20 protein-coding genes and 1 tRNA gene are annotated in these 26,635 nt (G+C 69.8%); 9 read left to right on the plus strand and 12 right to left on the minus strand.

Annotated elements, in window-relative coordinates; translation table 11 throughout:
- Window position 1 precedes the first annotated feature (1 nt).
- Window positions 2–676: a TetR/AcrR family transcriptional regulator gene (locus tag IT359_18980; protein ID MCC6931084.1), complete on the minus strand. Its 675-nt coding sequence runs from the start codon at window positions 674–676 to the stop codon at window positions 2–4.
- A 599-nt stretch (window positions 677–1,275) separates the two neighbouring features.
- On the opposite strand from IT359_18980, the gene IT359_18985 reads away from it, so the two are divergent.
- Window positions 1,276–1,698 carry a prepilin-type N-terminal cleavage/methylation domain-containing protein gene (locus IT359_18985; GenBank protein ID MCC6931085.1) on the plus strand — a complete coding sequence of 141 codons (423 nt, stop codon included), beginning with the start codon at window positions 1,276–1,278 and terminating at the stop codon, window positions 1,696–1,698.
- 67 nt (window positions 1,699–1,765) lie between these two features.
- Here IT359_18985 and IT359_18990 read toward each other — a convergent pair whose 3' ends face one another.
- Window positions 1,766–2,380 (minus strand): DUF3052 family protein, encoded by a 615-nt coding sequence (locus IT359_18990; GenBank protein MCC6931086.1) that lies wholly within the window; start codon window positions 2,378–2,380, stop codon window positions 1,766–1,768.
- A gap of 497 nt (window positions 2,381–2,877) precedes the next feature.
- On the opposite strand from IT359_18990, the gene IT359_18995 reads away from it, so the two are divergent.
- The 5 genes from IT359_18995 (at window position 2,878) to IT359_19015 (ending at window position 9,555) form a co-directional block, all read left to right on the plus strand.
- Window positions 2,878–3,801: a hypothetical protein gene (locus tag IT359_18995; protein ID MCC6931087.1), complete on the plus strand. Its 924-nt coding sequence runs from the start codon at window positions 2,878–2,880 to the stop codon at window positions 3,799–3,801.
- A 519-nt stretch (window positions 3,802–4,320) separates the two neighbouring features.
- Window positions 4,321–5,919: a sigma 54-interacting transcriptional regulator gene (locus IT359_19000; protein ID MCC6931088.1), complete on the plus strand. Its 1,599-nt coding sequence runs from the start codon at window positions 4,321–4,323 to the stop codon at window positions 5,917–5,919.
- Window positions 5,920–5,997: 78 nt separating this feature from the next.
- Entirely contained in the window at window positions 5,998–6,888 is an 891-nt protein-coding gene (locus tag IT359_19005) for a lysophospholipid acyltransferase family protein (protein MCC6931089.1), read from the plus strand.
- 16 nt (window positions 6,889–6,904) lie between these two features.
- Complete coding sequence (locus IT359_19010; protein ID MCC6931090.1) at window positions 6,905–8,356, plus strand: MFS transporter; 1,452 nt, start codon at window positions 6,905–6,907, stop codon at window positions 8,354–8,356.
- A 59-nt stretch (window positions 8,357–8,415) separates the two neighbouring features.
- Window positions 8,416–9,555 (plus strand): glycosyltransferase family 4 protein, encoded by a 1,140-nt coding sequence (locus IT359_19015; protein MCC6931091.1) that lies wholly within the window; start codon window positions 8,416–8,418, stop codon window positions 9,553–9,555.
- Between the two features lie 103 nt (window positions 9,556–9,658).
- Here IT359_19015 and IT359_19020 read toward each other — a convergent pair whose 3' ends face one another.
- The 8 genes from IT359_19020 to IT359_19055 form a co-directional block, all read right to left on the minus strand.
- On the minus strand, window positions 9,659–10,774 hold the full coding sequence (locus IT359_19020; protein ID MCC6931092.1) for a glycosyltransferase family 4 protein: 1,116 nt from the start codon (window positions 10,772–10,774) through the stop codon (window positions 9,659–9,661).
- A 16-nt stretch (window positions 10,775–10,790) separates the two neighbouring features.
- Window positions 10,791–12,281: a CHAD domain-containing protein gene (locus IT359_19025; protein MCC6931093.1), complete on the minus strand. Its 1,491-nt coding sequence runs from the start codon at window positions 12,279–12,281 to the stop codon at window positions 10,791–10,793.
- 1 nt (window position 12,282) lies between these two features.
- Window positions 12,283–12,789: a phosphohistidine phosphatase SixA gene (sixA, locus tag IT359_19030; protein MCC6931094.1), complete on the minus strand. Its 507-nt coding sequence runs from the start codon at window positions 12,787–12,789 to the stop codon at window positions 12,283–12,285.
- Between the two features lie 87 nt (window positions 12,790–12,876).
- Window positions 12,877–13,851 (minus strand): ChaN family lipoprotein, encoded by a 975-nt coding sequence (locus IT359_19035; GenBank protein MCC6931095.1) that lies wholly within the window; start codon window positions 13,849–13,851, stop codon window positions 12,877–12,879.
- A 123-nt stretch (window positions 13,852–13,974) separates the two neighbouring features.
- Entirely contained in the window at window positions 13,975–14,748 is a 774-nt protein-coding gene (locus tag IT359_19040) for a ZIP family metal transporter (protein ID MCC6931096.1), read from the minus strand.
- Window positions 14,745–15,149: a transcriptional repressor gene (locus tag IT359_19045; GenBank protein ID MCC6931097.1), complete on the minus strand. Its 405-nt coding sequence runs from the start codon at window positions 15,147–15,149 to the stop codon at window positions 14,745–14,747. The genes IT359_19040 and IT359_19045 overlap by 4 nt, the downstream gene beginning before the upstream one ends.
- A gap of 107 nt (window positions 15,150–15,256) precedes the next feature.
- Window positions 15,257–16,690, minus strand: coding sequence for an amidohydrolase family protein (locus IT359_19050; GenBank protein ID MCC6931098.1), 1,434 nt, complete (start codon window positions 16,688–16,690; stop codon window positions 15,257–15,259).
- A 33-nt stretch (window positions 16,691–16,723) separates the two neighbouring features.
- Window positions 16,724–18,964 carry a multicopper oxidase family protein gene (locus tag IT359_19055; GenBank protein MCC6931099.1) on the minus strand — a complete coding sequence of 747 codons (2,241 nt, stop codon included), beginning with the start codon at window positions 18,962–18,964 and terminating at the stop codon, window positions 16,724–16,726.
- On the opposite strand from IT359_19055, the gene IT359_19060 reads away from it, so the two are divergent.
- Together IT359_19060 and IT359_19065 are read left to right on the plus strand one after the other, a co-directional pair.
- Window positions 18,957–20,555: a DUF4403 family protein gene (locus IT359_19060; GenBank protein ID MCC6931100.1), complete on the plus strand. Its 1,599-nt coding sequence runs from the start codon at window positions 18,957–18,959 to the stop codon at window positions 20,553–20,555. The genes IT359_19055 and IT359_19060 overlap by 8 nt on opposite strands.
- Window positions 20,556–20,669: 114 nt before the next feature.
- On the plus strand, window positions 20,670–21,839 hold the full coding sequence (locus tag IT359_19065) for a PAS domain S-box protein (protein MCC6931101.1): 1,170 nt from the start codon (window positions 20,670–20,672) through the stop codon (window positions 21,837–21,839).
- A gap of 98 nt (window positions 21,840–21,937) precedes the next feature.
- Here the strand turns inward: IT359_19065 and IT359_19070 are convergent.
- Window positions 21,938–22,010, minus strand: a tRNA-Asn gene (locus IT359_19070).
- A 185-nt stretch (window positions 22,011–22,195) separates the two neighbouring features.
- Here IT359_19070 and IT359_19075 point away from each other — a divergent pair.
- Window positions 22,196–24,004: a hypothetical protein gene (locus tag IT359_19075; GenBank protein MCC6931102.1), complete on the plus strand. Its 1,809-nt coding sequence runs from the start codon at window positions 22,196–22,198 to the stop codon at window positions 24,002–24,004.
- An 89-nt stretch (window positions 24,005–24,093) separates the two neighbouring features.
- Here IT359_19075 and IT359_19080 read toward each other — a convergent pair whose 3' ends face one another.
- Window positions 24,094–26,472, minus strand: coding sequence for a PAS domain-containing protein (locus IT359_19080; GenBank protein MCC6931103.1), 2,379 nt, complete (start codon window positions 26,470–26,472; stop codon window positions 24,094–24,096).
- Window positions 26,473–26,635: the final 163 nt, after the last annotated feature.

A 26,635-nucleotide genomic window follows, 5' to 3' on the forward strand; every position in this document is an offset into this window, starting at 1 on the left:
GTCAGGCAGCCTCACTTCCGTTGGCGTGATGTCGCGCAGCGGGAGGTGCCTGGGTGGAACAGTCGTGCGCTGCCCCGGACGCCGGCGGAACGGTCGCCGACGCCGGGACAGGTACGCCGAGCGCGCGAAGGAAGACGCGCACGTAGCGCATCGCCGCCTCGCGATCGGGTTGGGGATAGACATTGGGAACCACCTCGCGCGACATCGCGTCGGCAAACACCGCGCTGAACAACATCGAGCACGTCGTGAAGACATCGACGTCGCCCGGTGCGATGCCATGCATCTGCACCAACCGCGAAGCGTACGACGTGAGCCGATTGAAGTGCGGCGTCTGCCCGTTGCAGATGTGCGGCCCCATCTCGGGGTGCTCTTCCAGGTCGGCCATCGTCTTGCGAATCATGCCGCGCATCTCGCGAATGGCGACGAGGTGCCCCTCGCTCCACTCGGTGAGTTCGCGCATCGGGTCCACCGGCTCGGCAGGAAGGAGGACCGATCCCATCGGATCATGACAGGTGATCGCCTCCGCCAGGAGCTGCGCCTTGGAGCCGAAGAGTCGGAAGAGGGTGACCTCGTTGACCCCCGCCTCCTCGGCAATCCGGCGCGTCGTCGCCCCGCGAAATCCCACCTCGGCGTAGACCCGACTCGCCGCGGTCAGGAGCTTCTCTCGATTGTCCATGAAAAGTGGTAAAGTGGTCCGGGAATATATCCCTGTGCGCAAGCAAGTACTTGCATGTAACGCCAAGACCACTTTCCCGGTTTCAACTTCGTCTTTCCAAGTTTTCGGGAGGATCTCACCGGCAGACGCGGCGCGTATCGGTCGTTTGACCCATCCTCGAATCGCGCAGCCGCCCTCGTGTGGTCAGAGCGCGATAGGAGGAATCGACCAGAACCGGCTGTCCTTACCGGTTCGTTCCAGTCCGGCGAGCGCGCCTGGCGTGACGGATTGTGGCGCCGGCGTGACGGTGCCCGACGCCGCGCCACGGTTCATTTCGCTCCGTGTGGCGCCACGCTAAGCGCCCCGCACGGTTCTGAACGGGGAGCGCAAAGGCGAGAACGCATGTTCCATAGCCAGCGTGCAAGTCTATGCCAGTTGCGTTCTTATGTCGCGAAACAACCCCGCCACGATCCACTCGCCGGACCAAGAGACCATCTCAAGCACACGCCGTCGCGGCCCGTCATTCCGGCGACGGGCTGTGCGCCGCGTCACGACTGGCATCTCTCCTGCCTTTGTGGTGACCGACCAAACGGTCGTTCACTGTGCTCAGGGAGTCGCCCATGCCCCGCCGTTCCGGATTCACCTTCGTCGAGATTCTCGTCGCCATGGCGGTCTTCGGCGTCCTCTCCGCCATCGCCGTCCCGAAGTACCGGCAGATGCGCGAAAAGGCGTACGTCGGCGCTCTCAAGGCCGACCTGGCAGAGCTGCGCATCGCGCAGGAAGGCTTCTGGGCCGAGAACCACAGCTACACCACCGACACCACGCAGCTCGACTGGCGCTCAACCAGCGACGTCCGCGTCGACATTTCGGTCTCCGATCCATACGCCGGCTTCGACGCCACGGCGCGCCATCTCAGCATGGCCGGCATTCAGTGCTCGATGTCGGTCGGCAGGGTCACGGCGGCGGGGACGCCGTCGGGCGATATCACCTGCGGTTCGGTGAGCGGCCCCACCCCCGGTCCCGGGATGCCCGTCTCACCCTGACGGGAGCCCTACAGACGACAAGCGCCCGGATGCTCGATGCATCCGGGCGCTTCTTCATTCCCCCCGATCAGCGATCGGCCCGCGGAATCACGAGCCGCTCCGCGGTGTGCGTCGCGGAGAACGAACTCACCTTGTTGTCCACCAGCCCCGCGCGTCTCCCCGCCGCAAAGACCTCGACATCCTTGAGTGTCGCCTCCGCCCCCTTGCGGTGCACGATCCAGATGGCGCCGTTGGGAACGAGCGTGGCCTTGAGTTCGGGGAGTCGGCTCAGGGCATCGACCGACTCCGCGCCATAGACGATGACGTCCGTGTTAGGCGCCGGCGCCGTCTTGTAGCGACCCACCTTGCGCGTCAGCTGGTCGACGAACTCGGCGTCATCCACGCCGAGGACGACGACCCTGCTCTGATCGGTGATGCCGAGCCGGTCCAGGAGGGTGCGCGGGTTGCGGATCTTGGCCAGCCACTTGGCGGCCATCCCCTCGGCGAAGTGCAGGAGCGCCGGGCCGTCGGCGTGGTCGAGCATGAGCGCATTGCCCTGCACCTCCACGCGCGCCACGTCGGCCAGGAGGAACCTCTCGCTCCTGGTCTTTCCCCGAAACGCGATGTGATCGGCCTCGAGCAGCGCACGCCCGACCGTCTTCCGGCGAGCGCGCTCGAGCGTGCAGGGGGTTTCAAGACCCATGCGTTGGGTGATGATGAGGCGGCGCGTGTGCTGGACACCCCGCGGTCGCGCCATGTGGCAACGTGTCCATCTCGTCGCGAAGAATACTGGTGAGAGAATACCGCTTCCGGAACCTCTCCCGCCTTTCGGAATAGCACCGGCGTGCTGCGCCGTTAGCTTGCGCCAGCCCGACATAGGCCGCTGTGGGCAGCGGGTACCGCGTTGAGCGCGAGCTTGGCGGCGGTGGCATGAGCCGTGTCTCCCTGGCCACCGAGGTCGCGCTCGACCGCGCGGACTCCTCGGACGAGGCCTCGCTCCCCAAGGGGTCGGCACGCCTCTAGGCGTCCGCACGCCTCAAGGCGTTGGACGCCTACCTCTACCTTGCCAGCGCCTCGCGCCATGCGGATCCCGCGCTCCACCCCTATGTTGCCGAGGCGCAGCGGGCGATTGCCCGGCTCAACCCCGATCCGTCGCGCCGCTGAACGGTCGTTAGGCTCCCTTTTCCGCACGCTCCGCCGATGCGCCTCGCGTTCGCCACGTTCCGCGCCCTCCCGCAGCTGAGCGAGGACGATCGACTCGCGGTGGGTGAGTTGCGCCAGCAGGGCGCCTCGGTGGAGAGCGCGGTATGGGACTCGCCGCTCGTCGACTGGTCGCGTTACGACGGCATCGTGGTGCGATCCACGTGGGACTACCACCTGCGCCCCGACGACTTCGAACGGTGGCTCGCCCACATCGACGCCCTCGGGATTCCCATCTGGAATCCGGCGGCGCTTCTGCGATGGAACATGGACAAGCGCTACCTCCTGGACCTCTCCGAACGCGGCGTGGAGACGGTCCCCACGGTGATTCTCGACCGCGCGGCGCCGGTAACGCTCACCGACGTCGTCAACGAGATGGAGTGGGACGAGGTCGTGTACAAACCGTCCATAGCGGCATCGGGCTATCGCAGCGCACACGTCCGCTCCGGCGACCACGCGGCGCACGAAGCGGGCTTCGCCCAGCTGCTCGGCGAGCGCGACGTGTTGGTGCAGCCGTTCATCGCCGAAGTGGTGGAGCATGGGGAATGGTCGCTCCTCTTCTTCGCCGGGCAGTTCAGCCACGCGGTGCGCAAGCGCGCGCGCGCGGGCGAGTTCCGCGTGCAGGATGACTTTGGCGGCTCGGTAACGCCCGAGACGCCGCGCTCGGCGCTGATTGCCCAGGCCGAGGGCGTGCTCACGCACATTCCGCGACCGTGGTTGTACGCGCGCGTCGATGTGTGCGACGTGGCTGGCTCGCTGATGCTGATGGAGCTGGAACTGGTCGAGCCCGACCTCTTCTTGCGGCATCATCCATCGGCGCCGCGCCGCTTCGCGGCGGCGATTCGTCAACTCGTGGCCGGGCGCCGGACTCCGATCTCCTTCACGCCACGCTCGGTCACACCGCCAGACGCACCGGCGACCTGACCCACCGGGCGCCGCGGCGCGCCGCCCGCGTCACGACGCCGGGTTGCGGCTGACGGACGGCGAGGGGGGTGACGCCTCGCTCCTCCCTTCGGCCGGTCTCCCCATTCCCGGTGACGCCCCGCCATGACCATCGGGCGTGGAGCAACCGCCACCGGCAACACGCGCCGCCGCCGAGTTCAGGGCCGGCGCGGTCAGCAGCGTGTGCGCGGCATGTCTCGTGGGCTGGAGGCGGCGTGGGGTCATGGAGTAAGTCCGCGAGTCGGTGGACGGAAACGCAGCCCAGAGGGCGCGACGTGCCGGATGCCACTGTCTCAAGCAAGGGAAGTGCCCCCTGCACCCGCGACGGCGGACCGGCACCACTCTTGTCTTGGCAGGGAGCGTTCCGCTACGCGCGAAGCGCGCTTATCGACTGCCACTCAAGCACTTAGCCCTCACGGCCGTCGACGTCGCGCGACACTCGACCGTGATCATTCACGGTTTGACCCGTCATATTTCGCAGACCACCTTTCCGGCCGTGACATGTCACGGTATTCGATGAGCGACCTCCCGCCACTATACCAGCTCGTTGTCGACGTGTGGCGCGCCGCCACCGACTCCGCCGCGCTCGACGAATGCGTCGACCGCGTCGCCGCCATGCTCGCCCGCACCGTACGAGCCGACACCCTCGCCGTCTGGCGACTCGCGCGCGACGGCGATCGCCTGGAATCGGTCGCCGCGAGCGCGGTCCGCCCAGGGCCGCGGCCGGCGCCGGTCACCCGCGACATCCCGGCCGCCATCACCGAAACGCTGCGCGCCATGCAGCGCGAGGGAGCGCCGCGCCTGGTCACCCCGGAGCCGGTGGACCACGCGCTGCACCCCTTTGCACCCGACGGGAGCTGGCGCGCCATGGCGATCGCCCCGCTGGCAGAGGGCGATCGCGCCATGGGCTTCGTCGTCCTCGTCGCCCGCAACTCGGGCGTTCTCGACCCCAGCCACGCGCAGTTGCTCGGCCAACTGGCGCCGCCGCTGGGGACCGCGCTTCGCCTGGAGGACGAACGCGAACACGAGCACCGCCTGCGCGAGGCGCTCGAAGCCGACCGGCGCGCCCTCCTCCAGCGCCTCGATCGCGATGAGGTCTCGGGCACCATCGTCGGCGCCGAGAGCGGACTGCGCGACGTGATGCTGCGCGTGGAGCAGGTGGCACCCACCGACGCCCCAGTCCTCCTCCTGGGTGAGACGGGTTCGGGGAAGGAGCTCGTGGCCCGGGCGATTCACGCCCGCTCGCGGCGCTCGAGCGGACCGGTCGTACGCGTGAACTGCGGCGCTATCCCGGCTGGCCTCATCGACTCCGAACTGTTCGGGCACGAGAAAGGGTCGTTCACGGGAGCGATCCAGACGCGCAAAGGGTGGTTCGAACGCGCGGACGGCGGGACGCTCTTCCTCGACGAGATCGCCGAGTTGCCGCTCGCGGCGCAGGTGCGCCTCCTCCGCATCCTGCAGGACGGAGTCTTCGAGCGAGTCGGCGCGCAACGCGCGCACCGGGTCGACGTGCGCATCGTCGCCGCAACGCACCGCAAGCTGCGCGACATGGTGTCGCAGGGGACGTTTCGCGAGGATCTCTGGTATCGGCTGAGCGTCTTCCCCATCGAGATCCCGCCGCTTCGCTCTCGTCCAGAAGACATCCCCGCCCTGGCCTCGCACTTTGCCGCGCGCGCCGGCACGCGCCTGGGCGGGACCGCCCTCGCGCTCACTTCAGACGACATCGAGCTGCTGCTGTCGTATTCGTGGCCTGGAAACGTTCGCGAACTGGCCGCGGTGATCGAGCGAGCCGCGATCCTTGGAGATGGAAGAACGCTGCGGCTGGCGGCTGCCCTGGGCGCCCCGAATCCCTCTGAGGTGGAGCACCAAACTCCCGACGTCGCAACCGAGGACCCCACCATCCTCCCCCTCGATCAAGCCATGGCTCGACACATCGAACGCGCACTCAAGGCGACTGGCGGGCGCATCGAGGGGCGCGGTGGGACGGCGGCGCTGCTGCGCGTGAACCCGCACACTCTGCGCGCCCGGATGCGCAAGCTCAAGGTCGACTGGGCCAGGTTCCGGAAGGACGCGACGGAGGGGGAGGCACAGAGCGACTGACCGGCCGTCGGGTGCCGGCGCCCGCAACGGAGCAATCCGGAGTGCCGTCCCCCAAACCCCAAGGGCATCTTTGGCGGCATGATCCCCTCCGCTCCACTGGTGCGTGCGGCCGTGCGCCTGCTGGGTGTCGTGCCGGCGGCGCCGGTGCGGGCATTGGCGCGCACCGCCGGGGCGGTTGGCTTCGTGGTGGCGCGCGGCAGGCGCCGAACGCTGCTCGACAACCAGCGCTTCCTGCAGCCGGCGGCGTCTCCCACCCAGCGGCGGCGCGCGGCGCGGCACACGATGATGAACCTCGCCGAAGCCGCGGTTGACCTCTATCGCCTACCGACCATGGGTGCCGGAGAGATGTCGACGCTGGTCGAGGTGCGTGGGCGAGAGCACATGGATGCCGCGCTGGCAATGGGGCGAGGAGTCATCGCCGTGACCGCCCACCTAGGTCCGTACGAGCTCGCGGGAGCCTGGCTGGCCTTGGCGGGGTATCCCGTCCATGCCATGGTGGAAGAGCTCGATCCCCAAACCAACGCGGCGCTCGCGCTGTATAGGGAGGCAACGGGGATGAAGCTCCTCTCGCGCAACGCGGGGATCCGACCGGTGCTGCGACTGCTCAAGGAAGGACAGATCGTCGTCCTCGTTGCCGACCGCGTGGTTGGCGATGGGACCGAAGGGATCGCCGTTCCGTTCGCCGGAGGGGAACGGCGTATCCCCACGGGACCTGCAACGCTCGCCTTGTCGACGGGTGCACCGCTCATCATCGGTCACATCGCACGGAACCAGACGGGGGCGACGCGATACATAGTGGAGATGGAACCCCCGGTTGTTGCATCGAGGACGGGTGACGGACCCCGAGATCGCGATCGGCTCACGCGCCGTATCGCTTCATCGCTGGCGAGTGCTGTGCAATCTCACCCCGATCAGTGGTACGTCTTCCAACCCGAATGGGCCCGGCGTGACGCTTCTCCCCGAAACTGAGCTCGTTCCCGGCACCGTGGACTCACCGATCGCGACCGTTTCGGCGCGATCGGCGTCGGCCGTGACACCGACCTTCATCCCATCCAGCGAAGAAGAGCAGTCGCCCAACGCCCCGGTGACGATCGCGACGGTGCTGGCGCGCCCGCGCTTCGCCATCCTCGTGGCGGGGCAAACCATTTCGCAGTTGGGCGACAAGCTGCATCACATGGCGCTCATCGCCCTCATTGGCGCGGGGGCGGCGACCAACGCCGGCGGGCTGGAACTCGCCAAGCTCTCCGTCGTCTTCACCGCCCCGGTGGTCGTGTTCGGCCCCGTGGCGGGTGCAATGGTGGATGGCTGGAACAAGCGTACCGTGATGATTGCCTGCGACGCGCTACGCACGCTGCTCGTCGCGATCATCCCTGCGCTCTTCGCGGCCACCGGGCAGCTCTGGCCCGTCTACCTCGTTGCCTTCCTTGTCTTCCTCCTCGGCGTCTTCTTCAATGCGGCGAAGATGGCGCTCATTCCGGAATTGGTGCCGCGCGCGCAACTCCTGCCGGCCAACGCCGCGCTCACCTTCGTGGGGCGCTTCGCCACCGTGCTGGGTATCGTGGGTGGCGGAGTCATCATCGGCCTGGGGTTCTGGCGCCAGTTCGGGTGGAGCGACTACGCCGCCGGCTTCTACCTGGACGCGACGTCGTATCTGGTCTCGGTGCTCACGCTGCTCGGCATCGTGGTCCTTGGGCGCGGGGGGACGCCGCTCGCGCGGGCAATGTCGCCGCACGGCGACGCGCGGGATGCCGCGTCGAGCGCCGTTGCGCCCCCTCCCGAGATCAGGGTGAAACGGTCGCTCGGGACTGTCGTAGGAGACGTGGTCCGCACCCTTTCGGTCATCCGGCATGACCGCAACCTGCGCTTCGTCTTTGGAACGTTGGTGGCGCTGTCGCTCTTTGCCAGCACGGTGTACGTGGCAATGACCTACTCGGTGCAGACGGTGATGGGGCGCGGGACGAAGGGGGTGGGGTACCTCGGGGGGATCCTGGGGGCGGGGATGATCCTGGGGTCGCTCCTGGTGGGGACGATCGGCTCCCGCTGGGACAAGCGGCGCACCATCCTGGTGGGGAACGCGATCATCGGTCTCCTGATGCTCGTGGGCGGGGTCTTCTTCTCGTTCGCGATCTTTGCCCCCGTGGCATTCCTGGGCGGGGCGTTGCTTGCACCTGTCATGGTGTCGCAGGATACGCTGTTGCACGAAAGCGCCCCGCCGACGGCGCGGGCGCTGGTCTTCTCGACGAAGGACCTCATCCTGGCGGGCGTCTTCATGCTGTCGGCGCTCACGGTTGGGGGGACGATCTACCTGCTCGGCCTGCTCGGGGTCGACGAGCCCTATCGCCTGGCGCTGTCGGGCGTTGGTCTCGTGGTTCTCACGAGCGGCGTTGCGGGGCAGCTCTCGCTGGCTGCCGAGCGACGTCGCGCGCCGCAGGGCTAAGGCACTCACTCCGCCTGTTCACGACACGGTCTGGCGCCCCCCCACTCACCATCGATCGCATGCGGATCATCCAGGTCTCCCCGTACAGTTGGGACGCCCCCGGTGGGGTGCAGATCCACATACGGCAGCTCACGAAGCACCTGCAGGAGCGTGGGCACGACGTGCTGGTGCTGGCCCCCGGCGAGGCGCCCGGGCGTCACGGCCACGTGCACATCGTGGGGCGCACGTTCACGACGTGGTCGAACGGTTCCACCGCGCAGATCTCCTGCGCGCCGGGCACGATCCGCGAGCTGGCGGCGCAGATGCGCAGCTTTGCCCCCGACATCGTGCACGTGCACGAGCCGTTCGCGCCGGCCATCGGGATTGCGGCGGCCAAGCATGCGCCGGCGCCCGTGGTGGGGACGTTCCACTCGTACTTCCCGCGCGAGACGCGCGAGGGGCGCATCTACACCGCGATTGCGCCGCTGCTGCGCCCCACCTGGAACCGCGTGCACCAGCGGATTGCGGTAAGCCAGGCGGCGCGCCACTCGGCCAAGGGGCGGATGGGGAAGGGGGACGTGAAGATCCTGCCTAACGGGATCGAGGTGGAGCGCTTCGCCGACGCCACGCCGGCGCGTGACGTCCCCGCCGGGCGCAAGCTCCTGTTTGTCGGCCGCCTGGACCCGCGCAAGGGACTGCCGTTCGCCATGCGTGCCTTCATCGACCTGGCGCGCCGCTATCCCGACCTCTCGCTCATCGTGGTGGGCGACGGCCCGCAGCGCGACGCCATCAAGGAAGTGCCGAGGGAGTGGCGCGCGCGCGTGCACATGAAGGGGAAGGTCACGTACGAGGCGCTCCCCACGTACCATCGCGCGTCGGACATCTTCGTGTCGCCGGCCACCGGGGCGGAGTCGTTCGGCATCGTGCTGGTGGAAGCGATGGCCGCCGGGCTGCCGGTGGTGGCCAGCGACATTCCCGGCTATCGCGATGTGGCGCGCAACGGGCGCGAGTCGGTGCTCGTGGCGCCGTCCAGCGCCGAGGCGCTGGCCGAAGGGATCGCGCACCTGCTGGACCACCCGGAGGAGCGGGCGCGGCTGGGCACCAACGGTGCGCAGCGGGCGCAGGCCTACGCCTGGGACCACATCATCGACGAGCTGGAACTGGTGTACGAGCGCCTGGCCGGCATCCAGCGTCGCGTCCCCGTGCTCGCCGGCGCCTGACGCACCCGGCGGCGCGCTCCGCGAAAGCGGCGCGCGGTGCCACCTAACGGGCGAACGCCTAACGAGCGAACGCCTGACGGGCGAACGCCTGACGGGCCGCCGCCTAACGGGCGAGTGACTCGCCCAGGTAGCGCTGCAGGCGACCGACCATCGCGTCCCAGCTCCACGCATCGTGGACCCATGCGGCGCCGGCCCGCCCCATGTCGGCGGCGCGCGCAGGGTCGAGCAGGAGACGGGCGATGGCGTCGGCGATGGCGTGGGGACGCTCCGGGTCGACCACGACCCCGGTCTCGCCATCGCGCACTGCCTCGGGGGCGCCGCCCGAGTTCCCGACCACCACCGGCCGCCCCACCGCCTGTCCCTGCAGGAAGACGGCGCCTAACGCCTCGACGTCGAGCCCGCCGAGTCGCGACCGGCACGGCATGGCAAAGACGTCGCCGGCGCGGAAGTACGCGGGAAGCTCGGCGTACGGAACCGCGCCGGCGAACGTCACGCGGTCGCTCACCCCCGTGTCGCGGGCAAGGCGGCGCAGGGCGCCGTCAAAGGGACCGCTCCCCACGATCAGGAGGCGCACCCGCGGGACCGCCTGCGCCAGTTGCGGCAGCGCGCGAATGAGCATGTCCTGCCCCTTGCGCGCCACCAGGCGCGACACGCAACAGACCACGGGCGCATCGCCCAGGGCGTGCCGCTCGCGCACCGCCGCGTCGGAGACGGCAGGGTGGAAGTTCTCCGTATCGATTCCCGACGGGAGGAGTTGCATGGCGTGCGCAAACGCCGGCTCCAGCCGGCGCCGCGCCCAGTCGCTGACGGCGGTGAGGAGCGTGGCGCGGCGTCCAATGTGCGACAGCAACCCGGGGACGAGCGCTCCGGTGAGCTCGAGCCCGTGCGAGAAGCCGCCGTACGGGAGATCCAGTTTGCGGCTGACGGCGGGCCCCATGTGCCCCAGCGGCCACAGCGCGCCAAAGAGGACGACATCCGGACGGCGATCGCGCAGCGCAGCATGCAGCTGGCGGCGCACCCCTGGTGTGGGGAGCATCATCTCGGTGTCGAGCCGGATCACCTCCTGCGGATAGGTGCGATCGTACGCCGCTGCGCCTCGGTAGCTCGACGAGAAGATCGTGACCGATCCCGGCGGGAAGCGGCGAAAGAGCTGCGCGACGTAATCGTTGATCCCGCCCACGCGCGGCAGGAAGTCGTTGGTGACGACGAAGACGCGCACGCGCTCCCGCGTCCCGTCAGCAGGCAAGGTTCGCGTTCACGTACGCCGGGTCGTCGGTCACGTCGCGCTCGACGTGCGCCATGAGCCACGCCGGAAACTCGGTCGTGATTCCCGCCGCCGGGAGTTCGATCTCCGCCAGCACCAGCTCGCGATCGGTGAATTCGTCCACTTCCCAGTTGAGCGCGCCGTCCGCGACCACGTGCCGGCGCTTGCGCACGCGCTTTCCCTCGGTGAGTGGCCACAGCACGTCGAAGACGTCGCGCCCGCACTCCTCCTCGATCTCGGTACGCACGAGCCCAGTCCCCAGCTTCACCGTGCGGAAGTAGCGCTCGCTCTCGCCCACGCGCACGCGCACGCGGCGCACGCGCTCGAGGAGGCGCTCCCCCGGGAGGTAGCCCTGCTCGATCTCCTTCACCGTCGCCTCGGGCATGGGGTGCGGCATGCCGCGCAGGAGGTACTTCCGCTCGATCTCCAACCCGCTGCGCGCGCGTTCGTCGAGCGCGCGGGCAATCGCCTCGACGCCGTCCAGGAGCTGGGCCGCCGGTGCACCGATCCAGTCGCGCTCGACCGCGTCGAACGTGGTGCGCGCGCGTTCCTGGATATGGGCGATGATTGCCATCATCCCGGGGCGCGGGTTGCGGGAACGGGATGCAGCGCGCGCGCGCGCCGGCTTCCCGCCCTCGAGCGCGTCATCCTCGTCCGGCATGCGAGAGGCAAGGGCGCGCGCCTCCTCGCGCGCGGCGCGTTCCACGGCATCGGCGACCACCAGCTGCCAGGCGTGCGCATCGTGGAAGTCGCCTAACGCGTCCTGCAGTCGCTTGAGGCGCGCGAGCACGTCGCTCCCGCCGGGAACGTGCGGGACGATGGGCTCCAGCAGGTAGCGCAGGCGCTTGCCCGCGATGCGCGCGCGGTGCGCCGCCTCGTCGTCATGCACACTGCGCACCGCCTCGAGTCGCCGCCGCAGCGACGCGGCGTGCGAGCGCAGCATCATGGCCATGGCCGCCGCGAACGTGGTCACGCGCGCCCCGTCGTGCACGTGCATCCGCAGGCGGAAGTGCGGCAGGCGCTCTTCCAGCAGTTCGCGCGCGCGCTCGAAGTCGCGTGCCACCTCGCTCATCACCTCGGCGTCGGCCGCGGCGCCCAGCGCCTCCAGCCGCTTGAGGAGCCAGGTGGCGCCGCTGCGTTGCCGCTCCGTGAGGCTCGCCTTCTCGCCGGCCAACCACTCCGCGAACACCTCGGCGTCGCGCGCCTGGTTGGTGGCGCTGGCCAGGCGTCGCAACCACTTGGCGGCGCGCGCCGGCGCACTGCGTCCCAGCGTCTCCTCGTGCGCGCGCAGCCACGACCGCAGGCGGCGCACCGCGACGCGGAAGTCGTGCAACGCCTCCGGGTCGTCGGGCTGCGACAGGCGCTCGCGCTGCGCCGCGGCGTCGCTGAGGAGCGCGAGCGCCACGAGGCGCACGGCGCGCGCGTCGTCGTCGTCGAGGATCGTGGCGGGAAAGGCGGCCACGCTACTTCGCCAGCGCGCGAAGCTGCGCCGGCGTCAGGAGCCAGTGCAGGCGCCCCTTCCGTGCCGCCGGCTTGATCGCGAACTCGACCAGCGCCACCCCGCCCTTCTTGAAGACCACCGCCGAATCGTCGACGCCGGCCAGCGACCAGCTCATCAGGCGTCCCACGTGCGGCTCGTGCCCCACCACGGCGACGATTGCATCTGACGGCTGCCGCGCCAGCCACGCGAACAGCGCACGCGGCGCGGCCTCGGGCCGCAGCGCCTCCACCGTCTCGATCGCGCTCTTGCCGTACGCCTCGGCCACCAGGCGCGCCGTCTGCTGCGCGCGCACCAGCGGCGATGTCGCCAGGACATCCAGGTGCGGCGCCACGCGACGCAGTCCCGCCGCATTGCGCCGCATGCGCCGCTTGCCCAGCGCGGTCAGCGGCCGCTCGTCGTCGCTCGCCCCGCTGCGGGCAAAGGCGTCGCGCTCTTCGGCGATGGCGTGTCGGATGACGAGGAGGAACATGGGGAGTCGCTACGGGACGGCGTGAAGCGCGAACGTCGATCCGGCGGTGGCGTGTCGCTACGTGTCGCTACTTGGCGCTACGTGGCGCTACTTGGCGGGCGCGGCGGGCGACGGCGGCGCGGCCGGTGCCTTCCGCGTGAGGATGACGATATCGCCGCGCTTGGCGAACGGCGCCGCATTGGCCTGGGCCACCGTGTCGACCGGGACGGCGCTGAGGACGAGGACGCGTGCGCCAGGGTTGCGGCGGCGCACACGCGCGGCCGTCCCCAGGCCATAGTCCGAATGAAAGGCGCCGTCGACGTGAAAGACGAGGGCGTCCTTCGGCGCGGCCGCGAGGGCGGCGACGATCGACTCGGCCATGGTCTCATCCTTCACGCACTGCGCTTCGTAGAAGCGATCGGTCATGCTGCGCATCATGGCCGAGTCGGCTGCGGTGGGCGGGCCGCCGCCGGCACTGTGTCCCTTCATCGTGTCGGCAAAGCGTGTGTAGTAGTCGTCGTTGCGCGGGCAGATGAGTTCCCGTGCCACCTGTCCCCGCTCGGCGGCCGGGAGCGAATCGATCGCGGCGAGCCCCTTGCGGCTGACGGCTGTGGCGTGGCGGCGCGGGACGTTGGACGCCACCACCGTCCACCCGCGCGCCCTGGCCAGCTCCACCATGCCGCGGTAGTCGGTGGTGTAGCGCTCCCACGGGCGCGACTTGGCCAGGAACTCCCCCTCGGAGATCTTCCCGGCCAGGTAGTCGTCCAGCACCCGCTGCACGTCACGCTCGAACATCTCCAGCGAGAGGACCACCGGGCGCGCCCCGCTGCCTAACGCGGCGAGGATCGACAGCTCCACACGATGCGTGGCGGGATCGTCGTGCTGCTCGCCCAGGAAGACCACGTCGGCCCCAGCGGCCCGCTGCAGTACCCCTTCCAGCCCCACGTCTCGCCCGGTGGCCGACGAGACGTAGCGGCTCTCCGGCGCGGGTGACGGTGCGATCCTCGCGCCGCCAGCGCGCGCGCAGGCACCCAACGCCAGAAGCGAGACCACGGGGAGCGTGCGGGACAGTCGGGCAATCATGGATGACATCGGATGAATGTGGGCGCGCGGCAGCGCTTCGGGCACGCCGCGCCCGCGACGCGGGAGCGATGTGCGAGTCTCGCCAGTTGGCGGGGTGCGGTCAATCGGGCGGGAGGGAATACCTCAGTGCTGCCCCTGGAGCATTGCCGTCATGGCCACCCCGGCCAGCACGAGCGCGATACGCATCGCCAACGACCCGGTGCGCGACTCGCGGCGCTGCGCCACCAGGATCGCCCCGGCCAGGTAGATGAAGTTCCCCGCCGCGAACGGGAGGAGCAACTCGCCGAACCGCCGCGCATCGAACCCGATGGCCAAGGCGATCACCGCGCCAAGCAGCGCGAGCACCCCCGTGGCCGCATTGATCAGGATTGCCCGGCGCGGCGTCATCCCCCCGTCCACGCACAGGGCAAACGTCCCCAACTCGCGCGGCAGTTCGTGCAGGGCAATCGCCGCACCGGCAAAGACGCCAAGCGACGGGTTCGTCATGAACGCGGTCGCGACCAGCGCGCCGTCGATGGTGTTGTGCAGCGCATCGCTGACGATGCCCAGCGGCATGAGGTGAGACCGGTGCCCCAGTGTCTCGTGCGGCGTCACGCTCACCCCGGCCGCGGGGTGCTCCATGGCGTGGATGACGCGCTCGAGCAGGGCCAGCGCCGCGACCCCTGCTCCGGTAAGGAGCCACACGTGTCCCGACGACACGCGCGCCAGCGATTCGGGAATGAGGTGAAAGGCCGCCGCGCCCAGCAGCGCCCCGGCGGCGATCATGATGAGGCGCGGGACGAGCTGCGCGGTGAGCGCCGGCCGGTTGGCCAGGAACCACGTGGCGAGCAGCGGAATGGCGCTGGCCACGAAGACGGCGGCGAGCGACGCCCCCCACACCGCACTCCCTCCACTCATCCGGCGCACCCGGCGCACCCGGCGCAACGCCCGTACAAAACGACCTCATGCCCGTCGACGGCAAAGCCGATCGGAGCAAGCGTCGCCAGGTCGCCCGGACACCCTTCCACCTCGAACACGCCGCCACAGGCTCGGCAGTGGAAATGGTGGTGATGATGCAGGTGCGCCAACTCGTAGCGCGGCGTCTCGCCGGGAAGGGTCACCAGCGCGACCTCCCCCGCCTCGATGAGCGACCTGAGCGAGCGATAGACCGTGGCCAGCCCGATTCCCGGGGCGCGTCGCGCCGCCGCGGCGCGCACCTCCTGCGCCCGCATGGGAACGAGCGTATCCTCGAGAGCCCCGCGTACGGCGGCGCGCTGACGAGTCCGGCGGGTCTGTTGAGTTTGGCGCTCGACGGTCATCGCCGATAATGATAACCGATTCTCAACAAACGGTGCACTCCGGCTGGCTGGCAACGGGGCGCGACTGGCACCCCGTCCACCCCGCCGTACAAGCGCTTCCCAAGTCGCTACTTGAGACCGACCTGTCCCTTGATGGAGGCGATGAGCCTGGCCGAGTCGTAGCCGATTCCCTGCCGGAAGACGGTGACCACCTTCCGGATGTCGGCGGGATTCCTGGTGGGGTCGCCCGCGATCACGACCAGGTCGGCCTGCTTGCCGGGGGCGATGCTCCCCACGCGCCGGTCGATGCCGAGGACGCGCGCGCCATTGAGCGTCATCACCTGCACCGCTTCCTCGGGGGTGAAGCCGGCCTCGACCAGGAGCTCGAAGTTGCGCTGGTCGCCATAGCCGGCAATGACGTGGAGGCAGCACGGGTCCGAGCCGGCGGCGAGGAGTCCGCCGGCTTTCGCGAAGGCGCGCTCGAACTCCATCGTCTTGCGCAGCACCTCGCGCGACGGGGCGTCATTGGCGTTAGGCGCGGCGTCGTACCACCGCTTCACCGCGGCGGCGGCATCGGGGATGAGGGCCTCGAGCACGCGCGGGTCTTCCCGCACCCGGCTCGGCGTGGCGGTCTCGTACACCGCCAGCGTCGACGTGAGGGAGACGCCGTGGCGGATCATCTCGTCGATGGTGCGCTTCACCTCCGGGTTGTCGGGGCGCACGTCGGCAAAGATCATCGAGTCGCCCACGGTGGGGCAGGCATCGGGCTGCTTGTTGCGATAGAACTCGGTGTTGGCGAACAGGCCGTGTTCCAGGTTGTCGATGCCTAACGCCACGGCCTCGCGATACCCCACGGAGCAGAGGTGGGCGGTGACCTTCACCCCGTGCTTGTGCGCTTCGTCGATGGCGGCGCCCAGGTCGGCCCGCGAGATCTGCGTATACGCCTTGAACCAGGTCACCCCTTCCTCGGCCCAGTAGCGCACCATGCGCCGCGCGTCCTCGGGGCCGTTGACGGCGTGCATGGCGCCGGGACCCACGCCTGGGCCCTGGAGATAGGGGCCGGTGACGAACAGCTCGGGGCCGACGGCGAGCCCCTTTTCGATAGCCGCGCGGAGGTTGAGTTCCTGGTACGAGTCGGTGCTCCCCGCAGTGCGGATGGTGGTGATGCCGGCGCCGAGGAAGAGCTTGGGGTACGACTGCAGCATCATCTTCATCGAGCCGCCGGCAGCCGATGAGTAGTACATGTGGTCGTGCAACCCGACGATGCCAGGGATGACTACCTGCCCGGCGAGGTCCACCACGCGCGCCCCGGCGGGGACGCGGGTTGACGATGCGGGCCCGACGGCGCGGATCGTCGCTCCCTCGATGACGACGACCTGCCCATCACGCGCGGGGGCGCCGGTGCCGTCGACGAGGCGCACGTTGGTGAGCGCGACGACCGGCGCATCGATGGAGACAAACTGGCGAATGCCTGGGGCGATGGTGCGCGCCGCGGGCTGTGCCTGCAGCGCAGTATTGAAAGCCGCCACCAGCGCAGCGACGGTGAGGGGGGAGAATCGCATGGGGCGCTCGCGTGAGGGGAGGAAGTCGGCGGATCAGCGCGTGACGGTCATCAGGCCCATCATCCCGGTCCCCAGGTGCTCGGCGATGTGGCAGTGGAACATCCAGTCGCCGGGATTGGAGAGTTCGAGGATGAGCTCCATCGTCTCCCCCGCGGGGAGGACGGCGGTGTCCTTCCAGACGAGATTGTCGTTCGGGACGCCGTTGCGCGAGGCCACGAGGAAGCGCTGGCCGTGAAAGTGGATCGGGTGCGCCATGGCGTGCGTGACCGCCGGGTCGTTGCGCAGCCGGATGCGCACCACGTCACCGACGCGAAAGCGCCAGTGGATGTCCATGTTCTCGCGCCCGCGCTCGTCGGTGAGTGTCCAGGTGACGTCCTTCCCGCTCAGCGGCGCGTTCATCATCGGCATGGCGTCGTTCCAGTCGAGCGGGACGGCGACGCCGACGAGCATGGCGACCATGGCCGGCGAGAGTCCGGTCGTGCGCATGCCGAGCGTGAGGGTATGGTCCACGGGGCGGTCGAAGAACCGCCGGAAGGGGGCGATCTCTTCCTGCACGTCGCGGTTGGAGCGCAGCGTGGCGAACGAGGCGCCGAGGTCGGGGTGCGCCGCCGTCCGGCCCACCGTGATCATCCCCATGGTGTCGACGGCCGGTCGCACCGAGCCGCGCATGTGGTCGAGCCATTGCACGGCGTTCACCATCGCGTACTCGCCGGGCGCATCGAATCGCGCCTCGACGATGTAGCGCTCCGCCGGGGCGATGACGACCGACTCGACCCATTCCTCCCGTTCGAGGTCGCCGAGGTCGGCGCCCACGAGCTTGAGGCGGGCGCCGGGGATGCGGAGGTTGAAGATGCGGGCGTTGGCGACGTTGGTGAGGTAGAAGCGGACCACGCTCCCTGTCGGCAGCTGCAATCGGTACGACGGCTCGCCATTGACGAGCAGCAGGTTGCCGAAGCGCCCCATGAGGGCGTGCGACGGGGCATCGGCACCGAACGGATACGCGCCCTCGCTTCCGGCCAGGAAGTCGTCGAGGGCGAGGATCTCCTCCCGGTGCACGGGGACGCGCGAGCGCGCGCGCCGCATCACGAGGAGGTTGCCGTAGAGCCCCAGCTCCTGCTGGATGTCCTCGCGCACGTGCGGGTGATACCAGTAGATCCCCGCGTCGGGAAAGCGGAGGCGATAGGTGAACGAGTCGCCCGGGGCCACCGGCGCCTGCGTGACGCCCGGGACGCCATCGAAGCGATTGTCGAGGCGGAGCCCGTGCCAGTGGATGGTCGACGGGAGGTCAATCGCGTTGAGGAAGCGGACCACGACCTCCGCGCCCTGCCGAACGCGGATGAGAGGCCCCGGGTACTGTCCGTTGTAGCCGTACATGACGAAGGTGCGCGAGCCGATGGTGCGGCGCACGAAACCTGCCGTCAGCCGCAACGTGTCGCCGTCGCGCAGGTCGACGAGGCGGCGCGCGCTGGCCTCGCGCACCTCGGCGCCCGCGGTGTCGGGGCGCCAGGGTGCGGTGCTGGGCGGTGGGTGCGCCATGGGCGCCGGCGCAATGCGCGCGTCGTTTGGGGGAGCGGGCCAGCCGCCGGCGTGGTGCGCGTGCTCGACGTGCGGCGACTCCGTGGGTGACGCGGTGGGCGATGCGGGCGAGGCTGCGCCGGCGTTCATTGCCCCCATCGCGTCGCGATGCGCGAGGAGGAGGGCGGCCGGTGAGGTGGCGCGCAGGACGAGTCGCCCCCGCCGCGCGGTTGCGCTGGAGGAGCGTTCGGCGCTCACCACCACGCGAAAGCGCTCCCAGGGAAGCTCGCCGAGGTCAAACTCGCCGTCGCGCACCACCCCGAGGCGCCGCTCTCCCGCCATGGTGACGTCGTATCCCCAGGCCACGTACGCGCCGTAGTCACCTAACGACGACGGCGCCGGGAGCCCGGCAATGCGCGCCACCAGACGATGGCGCAACCGCCCGTCGGCGGTCACCGCGACACCGAAGGGCGAACGAACCGCGCGCAGCTCGAGCATCCCCGTTACGCCAAGGAGATCGGGCGTAGGGACGAGCTCGGCGCACAGCGGCGACGCGAACGGGGCAATCCCTGCAGGGCAGAGCGGCTCACCTCGCGGGGGCGATTGCGCGGACGCACGCGCCGGGGCGACATCAAGTACCGCCAGGGAGGTGAGCACCACGATGAAAGGCACACGATGCCCGCGCTGCACGGCGCCTCGCCCCTTGGCGAGGGACTCGACAGCTTGGCTGCGCGCGATAGCCTTCATGACGATGAACATGAGTCGCAGGCGGGAGGGTCGCCAGCAGCGTGGCGGAGAGGGGCGTGCCACCGCAGGGCGTGACGGCGCATGGCCCCCAGGCGACGCCGGCGGCCTCGCGGCTGGTGCGCGTGGTGCGCGACGCATGCTCGCCGCGCGACGCATGCTCGGCGTGCTGGCGCTGGCGGCGGCCGTCGCCTGCGACCGCACGCCCGACATCGACGCCCCGCCCCCCGAGGTGAGTGAAGACGCCGCCGATACCCTCCTCACGCTCGCGCCATCGGTGGTGGAGTCGGAGATCCGCTATGACCTCGAGCCGGCGCTTGCCGCGCTGGAGCGCGCGGTGCCGCGCACCTTCGGCGACATCACGCAGCGGCTCGACGTCGCCAGCAACAAGCGCATGCACGTGGCGTTCGAGGCTCGGCGCTCGCCGTTCGTGATCTCGGTGGATTCTCAGCGGGTGACCGTCTCCAGCATCGTCGAGTACGAGGGACGGGGGTGGTACAAGCCGCCGATCGGTCCCGAGATCAGCGCCGCCTGCGGCACGGGGAACGTCCCCAAGCCACGGACGCGCGTGCGGCTGGAGAGCACGCTGGCGCTGCAGGAGTCGTGGCAGCTGTCGGCGCGCACGCGCGTGACGCGGGTGGCGCCGTACAGCAGCGAGTCGCGCGACAAGTGCGCCGTCACGATTTTTCGCATCGACGTGACGGATCGCGTGATGAAGGCAACGCGCCAGGCGCTGGAGAAGGAGCTGCGCACCCTGGACCGGGCCATTGCCGCCGTGCACACGCGCGAGCGCTTCGAGCGTTGGTGGCGCGACATCTCGCGCCCCATCCGCCTCACCGACTCCATCTACCTCACCATCAACCCAAAGCGTGTGCAGCTGGGCGGCATTCGCGTGGACAGCAGCGTCGCGGTGGCGTCGTTGCGCCTGGAGGCGGCGCCGCGCATCGGGACGGGAAACCGCCCCAACGACTTCGAGCTGTTCACGCCGCTCCCGCCACTCACCAAGGGGGCGCTCGCGGGACGCGGGATGCGCGTTGCGCTGGAGGGGCTGTTCGGGTACGACGTGGCGAGCGGGATGCTGCGCCGCGCGCTGGTCGGCAAGACGCTCACGTGGGCCAACCGGCGCATCACGCTCCGCGACGTAACGCTCTCGGGCATCGGCGGCGGGCGCGTCGCGTTAGGCGTGCGTTTCGATGGCCAGGCGCGCGGACTCGTCTACCTCACGGGGACGCCGCGCTACGACAACGCCGTCGACCAGCTTCTCATTCCCGACCTGGACTACGACCTGCGCACCACCTCGCTCTTCGTGAAGGGGCTGGCCTTCCTGGGCGACAACCAGATTCGCGACCTGCTGCGCCAGAACGCGCGATTCCCGTTGCAGGGAGAGCTGGACCAACTGCGCACGCGCGCCGAGCGCGGCATGAATCGCAGTCTGGCCGAGGGAGTCGCGCTCGTGGCGGCGCTCGACCCCTTGAAGGATGTCACGGTGCGGGCACGGCGCGATGCAATCCACGTGCAGGCCGACGCTTCGGGATCGATTCGCCTCGACATCGAGCGACCGATCGACGTGAAGCGCGCCCCTTCACGCTCGAAACCGGCGCGCTAGCAAAACACCGGTAGCCGGTACCGCATTTCGTCGCCGCCACGTCAAGCTTTCGCGAGCCGGCGCCGACACTATTGGAGCACACTCACCGCCGGTTTCCTTCTCGTTCGACCGCACATGACACTCGCAGTACCCACTCGAACGCCGAGTGGCCTCGATCGCTTCGCATCGTTGGACGTTCGGCAGGTGGTGGGGGCGATGAGCGAGGGGGTGGTGGTGCAGCATGCCGACGGGACGATTCGCGGGTGGAATCCGCGGGCAGAGGAGATCCTTGGGCTTTCAGGCGACGAACTTTCCGGACGTGGCTCGACCGATCCGCCCTGGCTTGCGGTCCGGCTCGACGGCTCGCCCTTCCCGGCCACCGAGCATCCGTCAATGCAGACGCTCCGCACCGGACGCCCGGTGTGGGGAACGGTGATGGGGGTGCACAAGCCCGACGGGACGCTGACCTGGATCAACGTCAACAGCACCCCGATCGTCGAGGGCGGCGCCGCGCTCCCGACGGCGGTCGTGACGACGTTCACCGACATCTCCCGTCAGGTGCACGCCGAGCAGGTCCTGCGCGCGGCCAAGGAGGCCGCGGAGCTCGCGAACCGATCCAAGAGTGCCTTCCTGGCTCGCATGAGCCACGAACTGCGAACGCCGCTCAACTCGGTCATCGGCTTCGCCACGCTGCTCCTGTCCCGGCGCCGCACGAACGGCGAGGGCGAGCACGCCGACAGTGCCTTCCTCGAGCGCATCCGGGCCAACGGGACGCACCTGCTCACGATCATCAACGACATCCTCGACCTGTCGCAGGTGGAGGCGGGGCGCGTGACGGTGCGGAGCCTCCCGGTCGACCTGCGCGCGCTCGTGCTGGAGACCGTGGGACAGCTCGCCGACCAGGCGCAGGTGCGCGGCTTGCAACTGACGGCGGAGATCCCCGACCAACTGGGGCCGGTGATGGCCGACGCCGACCGCCTGCGCCAGGTCCTCATCAACCTGCTGGGCAACGCACTCAAGTTCACCCCGACCGGCGACGTGGTCGTGCGCGTGCGTGCCGACGTGGACGGCGAGCCGACCTCGCTCGAGGTGCAGGATAGCGGGATCGGCATCCCCTTCGAGGTGCAATCGACGATCTTCGAACCGTTCGAGCAGGGCGACACCACCACGGCGCGCAAGTTCGGCGGGACCGGGCTGGGGCTGGCTATCGCGCGACAGCTCTGCGAGCTGATGGGGTTCCGGCTGCACGTGCGCTCGGCGCCGGGCGAGGGGAGCCGGTTCACCGTGGAGTTCGCGAGGTTGTAGGCGGCGCGGGCGGCGTGGCGATTCGCACGATCCCGCACGGCAGAACGCCCGCGACCAGGTGGTCGCGGGCGTTTGATGGTTCTGGTGCGTACACGCAACTGGGGCGGCTGGATTCGAACCAGCGACCTCCTGATTAACAGTCAGGCGCTCTGCCAACTAAGCTACACCCCAAGACAGCCCGGCCACGCCCTCGCTTGCGCGAGCACGTCGCAGCGGACGCCGAATAATGACCGCCTCCCGCCCCCGGACGCAACTCGTCCCTTCCCCTACGAATCGGAGCGGTACTTTCGGACGCCGCGTCCCACCATATCCCGCAGCTTGGGGAGTCCGATCCCACTCGTGAGGCTCTCGCCCGCATGGCCAGGTCAACCGCAGCAAAGCGACGCGCGTCGTCGGCACCGCCCCGCCCGGCGTCTGCCCTCGAACGGCTGCACGCGATTCGCCATCGCTACTCGCCGGCGGAAACGGCGGAGAAGCTCGCCCTCCTCGCGCAACTGGAGCGCCAGCCGCCGCGCGCGCGCCCTGCGCTCGCCGCGTATCACGACGACCTTCTCTTCCTGCGCGCCTTTCCCGACAACCTGCGCGTGCAGACTCTGGCGATTCGCGCGCTGGGGCACACGGCGCGGCGCGTACACGCGCTCCCGGCGCGGCAGCGGCGCGCGCTGGACGACAGTGGCGTGGCGGGGACGACGACGAAGCACGCCTTCGCCTTCGGGATCGCCCGCTGGCTGGTGAACGTTGGCGAAGCGGCGGATATCGCGTGGGACGACGTGGAAACGCCGGAACGGCTGGACCCGCTGCTCCGCCTGACGCTCACGCAGGCCGAGGCCGACGCCTTCGATTCGGGCGAACTGTCGACGCGCGGCTGGCTGGACCTCGCGCGTGGCAGCGCCCGAGCAGGGGCGCTGGCGTGGCTGGCGCGCGACGCACAGACGGCCGCGGGGCCGGCCGGGACACGCTCGGCGCTCGCCGTACATGACGCCGCGCGTCGCCCAGCGGAGGCGCCCGATCCTGCGGTGGTGCGACTGATGTACGAAGCGCTCGAACTCCCTGTGCGCTGGCGCGTGTCGCCGGCGCGCTCCGTCTCGGGGAATGCGGTCGCGGGGGCAACGCCCATATTCCGCACGTCGATGCGCGGTGCACCTGCCGACCCGGTGGCGCACATCGCCGCGCCGCTCCCCGGCATCGTACGTTTAGCCGGCGCGGAGGGGGAACGCTGGCTCGACGCCTCGCGCGCGGCGCTGGCCTCGCGCTGCCGCGAGGTGCACGCCATCACCTACGCCAACCCTGACGAGATCTGGCGCGCCGACCTGGGCGAGGGGGCGCATCTCTGTCTCATCGGCGCGGCGCCCGACGACCGGCTCACGCTCGAGGCCAACTACGGCTACGTCCTCTTCTCGAACGGTGTTCCCGTGGGCTACGGCGGTGTGACACCGTTGGCGGCGCAGGCCAACACGGGGGTCAACATCTTCGATGCATTCCGCCACGCCGAGGCGGCGATGCTCTTCGCGCAGGCGCTGCGCGCGTTTCGCACGCTGTTCGGCGTCACGCGCTTCATCGTGAATCCCTACCAGTTCGGAGCAGGAAACGACGAGGCGCTGGCGAGCGGTGCGTTCTGGTTCTACGACCGGCTGGGGTTCCATCCGGTGGACGCGCGCGTGGCTGCGCTGGCGGCGCAGGAGCGCGCGCGGCGCGCGGCGAACCGCGAACACCGCACGTCGATAGCCACCTTGCGCCGCCTCGCCGCGGGCGACCTCGTCCTCGAACTGCCAGGCGCGGTCGAGACGTCGCTGTTCGAGGAGCGATGGCTGGTGACGCTGGCGCGTGCGGTGACACGCACGCTCGCCACCCCCGAGGCGGCTGCGCGCCTGGCGCGACGCGATGCCACGCTCGACGCGGTGGCGCGCGCGATCGGCCTGCGGCAGTGGCGCTCGCGCGACGCCGAGACGCGCTTCGGGCTCCAGCGCGTGGGGCCCATCGTCGCTCTCGTCCTCGACCAGGTGAAGCAGTGGTCGCCGCACGACCGCCGCGCCCTGGTGGCGCTGTTCAAGGCCAAGGGGAACGCGCAGGAACGCGACTTCGCGCTGCGCTCGCGCCAGCACACCGCACTGTGGCGCGCCCTGTCCGACTTTTGCCGCGCGGAGGAGATGGCGGGCAAGCGTTAGGCAATCGCAGCCTGCACCTGGCGGACGGCGACAGCCGCGCGCGCCGGGCGCGTTCAGCGCGCCGGGCGCGTTCAGGGCGCCGGGCGCGTTCAGCGCGCCACGCGACGCCGGGCACGCTCGATGGCGGCCATGAGGTCGCCGGCATCGAACGGCTTGGCGAGGAAGACGGTGCGCCCCTCGCGATCCTCCTCGTCGGCCGAACATCCCTGCCCGCTGGTGATGACGATGGGGAGGTCGGGACGTAGCCGGTGCACGGCGTCGGCGAGCGCTTCGCCGGTCATGCGCGGCATGGTGCGGTCGGTCACGACGAGGTCGAAGCGCTGCGGATCGGCGCGGAACGCCTCGACCGCGTCGACGGGCGAGGTCATGCAGACCACCTCGAAGCCGCGGCGCGGCAAGATCCGGCGCAGGAGGTTCACGATCGCCACTTCGTCGTCGACGACGAGGACGCACCCCGATCCGTGCGCCGTCGAGTCCGGGCGCTGCGTAGGCGCGTCGGCCGGCGTGGTGACGACGGGAAAGACGAGGTCGAAGGTCGTGCCGGCAGCAGAGCTGGAGACGCGCACGCCGCCGCCGTGCGCGACGACGATGCCATGCACCACGGCGAGTCCCATCCCCGTCCCCTCGCCTAACGGCTTGGTGGTGAAGAAGGGCTCGAAGATCTTGGGGAGCACGTCCGCCGGGATGCCACCGCCGCTGTCGCGCACGACGAGCCGCGCGTACGGCCCCGCGTGCACGCCGAACGCGCTGGCCTGCGCGTCGTTGAACAGCTGCAGGTCGAGCGACACATGGAGCGTTCCCGCCTTGGCTTTCCGCAGTTCGTACTCCGCGTTGGCGCCAAGGTTGAGAATGACCTGCGAGAGCTGCGACCCGTCGCCCATCACGACCAGCGACCGCTCGGGGAGCTTCTCCTGCAGCTCGATGGTCGATGGCAGTGAGGCGCGCAGGAGGCGCAGCCCATCGGCCACCACCGCCGCGAGGTTCACCGGCTGGTGGGCGATCTCCGCCTTGCGGCTGAAGGTGAGGATCTGGCGCACGAGGTCACGCGCCCGGCGCGATGACGCGACGATGTGGTGCAACCCTTCGTGCGACACCGTCCCGGGGACGGCGTCGTGGAGCAGGAGTTCGCCATAGCCGAGGATTGCCGCGAGGATGTTGTTGAAGTCGTGGGCGATGCCGCCGGCGAGTCGCCCCAGCGATTCCATCTTCTCGGACTGGCGCAGGCGCACCTCCAGCTCGCGCATGGCGGTCACGTCGCTTCCCTCGAGCAGGAGCTCGGCCACCCGCCCCTCGGCGTCGTGAACGGGATGGACCTGGAACCAGCCATGGCGATGCTCGCCTGCTGCCCCTCGGTAGGTGATGTTGCCGCTGGTGGTTTGTCCGTGTGCGGCGTCGCGAATGGCCCGTCGCAGCGCCGCTTGGGTATCTGCGGTGGCGGCGACGGCGGGGAGTTCCCAGAAGTGGACGCCCAGGATCAGGTCGCGCGCGATGTTCGTCGACAGCGTGGCATGGTCCCCGACTTCACGCACGCGCCCTTCCACGTCGAGGAGGGCAATGGATCGTTCGGAGCGCGCGAAGAGGAGGCGGAGCCGCTCCTCGGAACGGCGCAGCGCCTCCTGGCTCAGGTGCCGCTCCGTGACGTCGCGGGCAATCAGCACCACGGCGGTCAGCGTGCCCGCTTCGTCGATGATGGGGGCGAAGACGGCGTCGAACCAGATGTCGCGATCCGGGACCGGGAGGGCGAGTTCGATGCGAAGTGGCGCGCGCGTGCGCGTGACCTCATCGAAGTGCGCCGTGAGTGCGTCGGCGATGTGGGGCGAGTATCCCAGGTCGCGAAAGCGCCGCCCGATCACCTGCTCCCACGTGCGCCCCATGCGCGCGAGTGCCGCAGGGTTGATGTAGGTGAAGCGCCCATCGGCGTCGAGCCGCATGATGTAGTCGAGGGCGTTGTCGACGATCGAGCGCAGGTTGCGCTCGTGTTCGACCCTGGCCTGCTCGGCACGCGACCGCTCGATGAGGAGCGCCGTGATGTGCGAGGCATCGACGAGCAGTTCCCACTCATCGTCCGACGGGGTGGCCGGCTCGCGGCGATAGACGGCGAAGGTTCCGAGCACCGCACCGTTTCCCCCAACGATCGGATGCGACCAGCAGGCGCGCAGATTGAAGGGGGCAATCAGTGCGCGGTAGTTCTCCCACAGCGGGTCGGTCTCGACGTCGGCGACGATGACCGGGTTCCCGGTGTAGGCTGCCGCGCCGCACGAGCCATTGCGCGGCCCGATCTCGAGGCCATCGATGAGGCGCACGTACGCCCTGGGGAGGGAGGGCGCCGCCGCATGGCGAACGCGGGATCGCCGCTCGTCGAGCAGGAGGACCGAACAGAGCGAGCCCGGGCTGGCCCGCTCGACCCATTCTGCCACGCGCGTGAGCACGTCGCCCAGCGGCCCGCCACCAACCGCGGTCTGCAGCATGCGGCGCAACTGCCGCAGGTGGGCGCGCTCCGGCGAAGTCCCTCGGTCCGCCGAAGCTGCCTGCACGCGCCCCATAGGCAACGTCGCCCGCTCATTCGCCTGCGCCACACTCGCCTCCGTACAACTGCACGTCGTCATCACCTGGGCATTCGCTGGCGAAGCA

The organism is Gemmatimonadaceae bacterium (genome assembly GCA_020852815.1).
Taxonomy (GTDB): Bacteria; Gemmatimonadota; Gemmatimonadetes; order Gemmatimonadales; family Gemmatimonadaceae; genus SCN-70-22.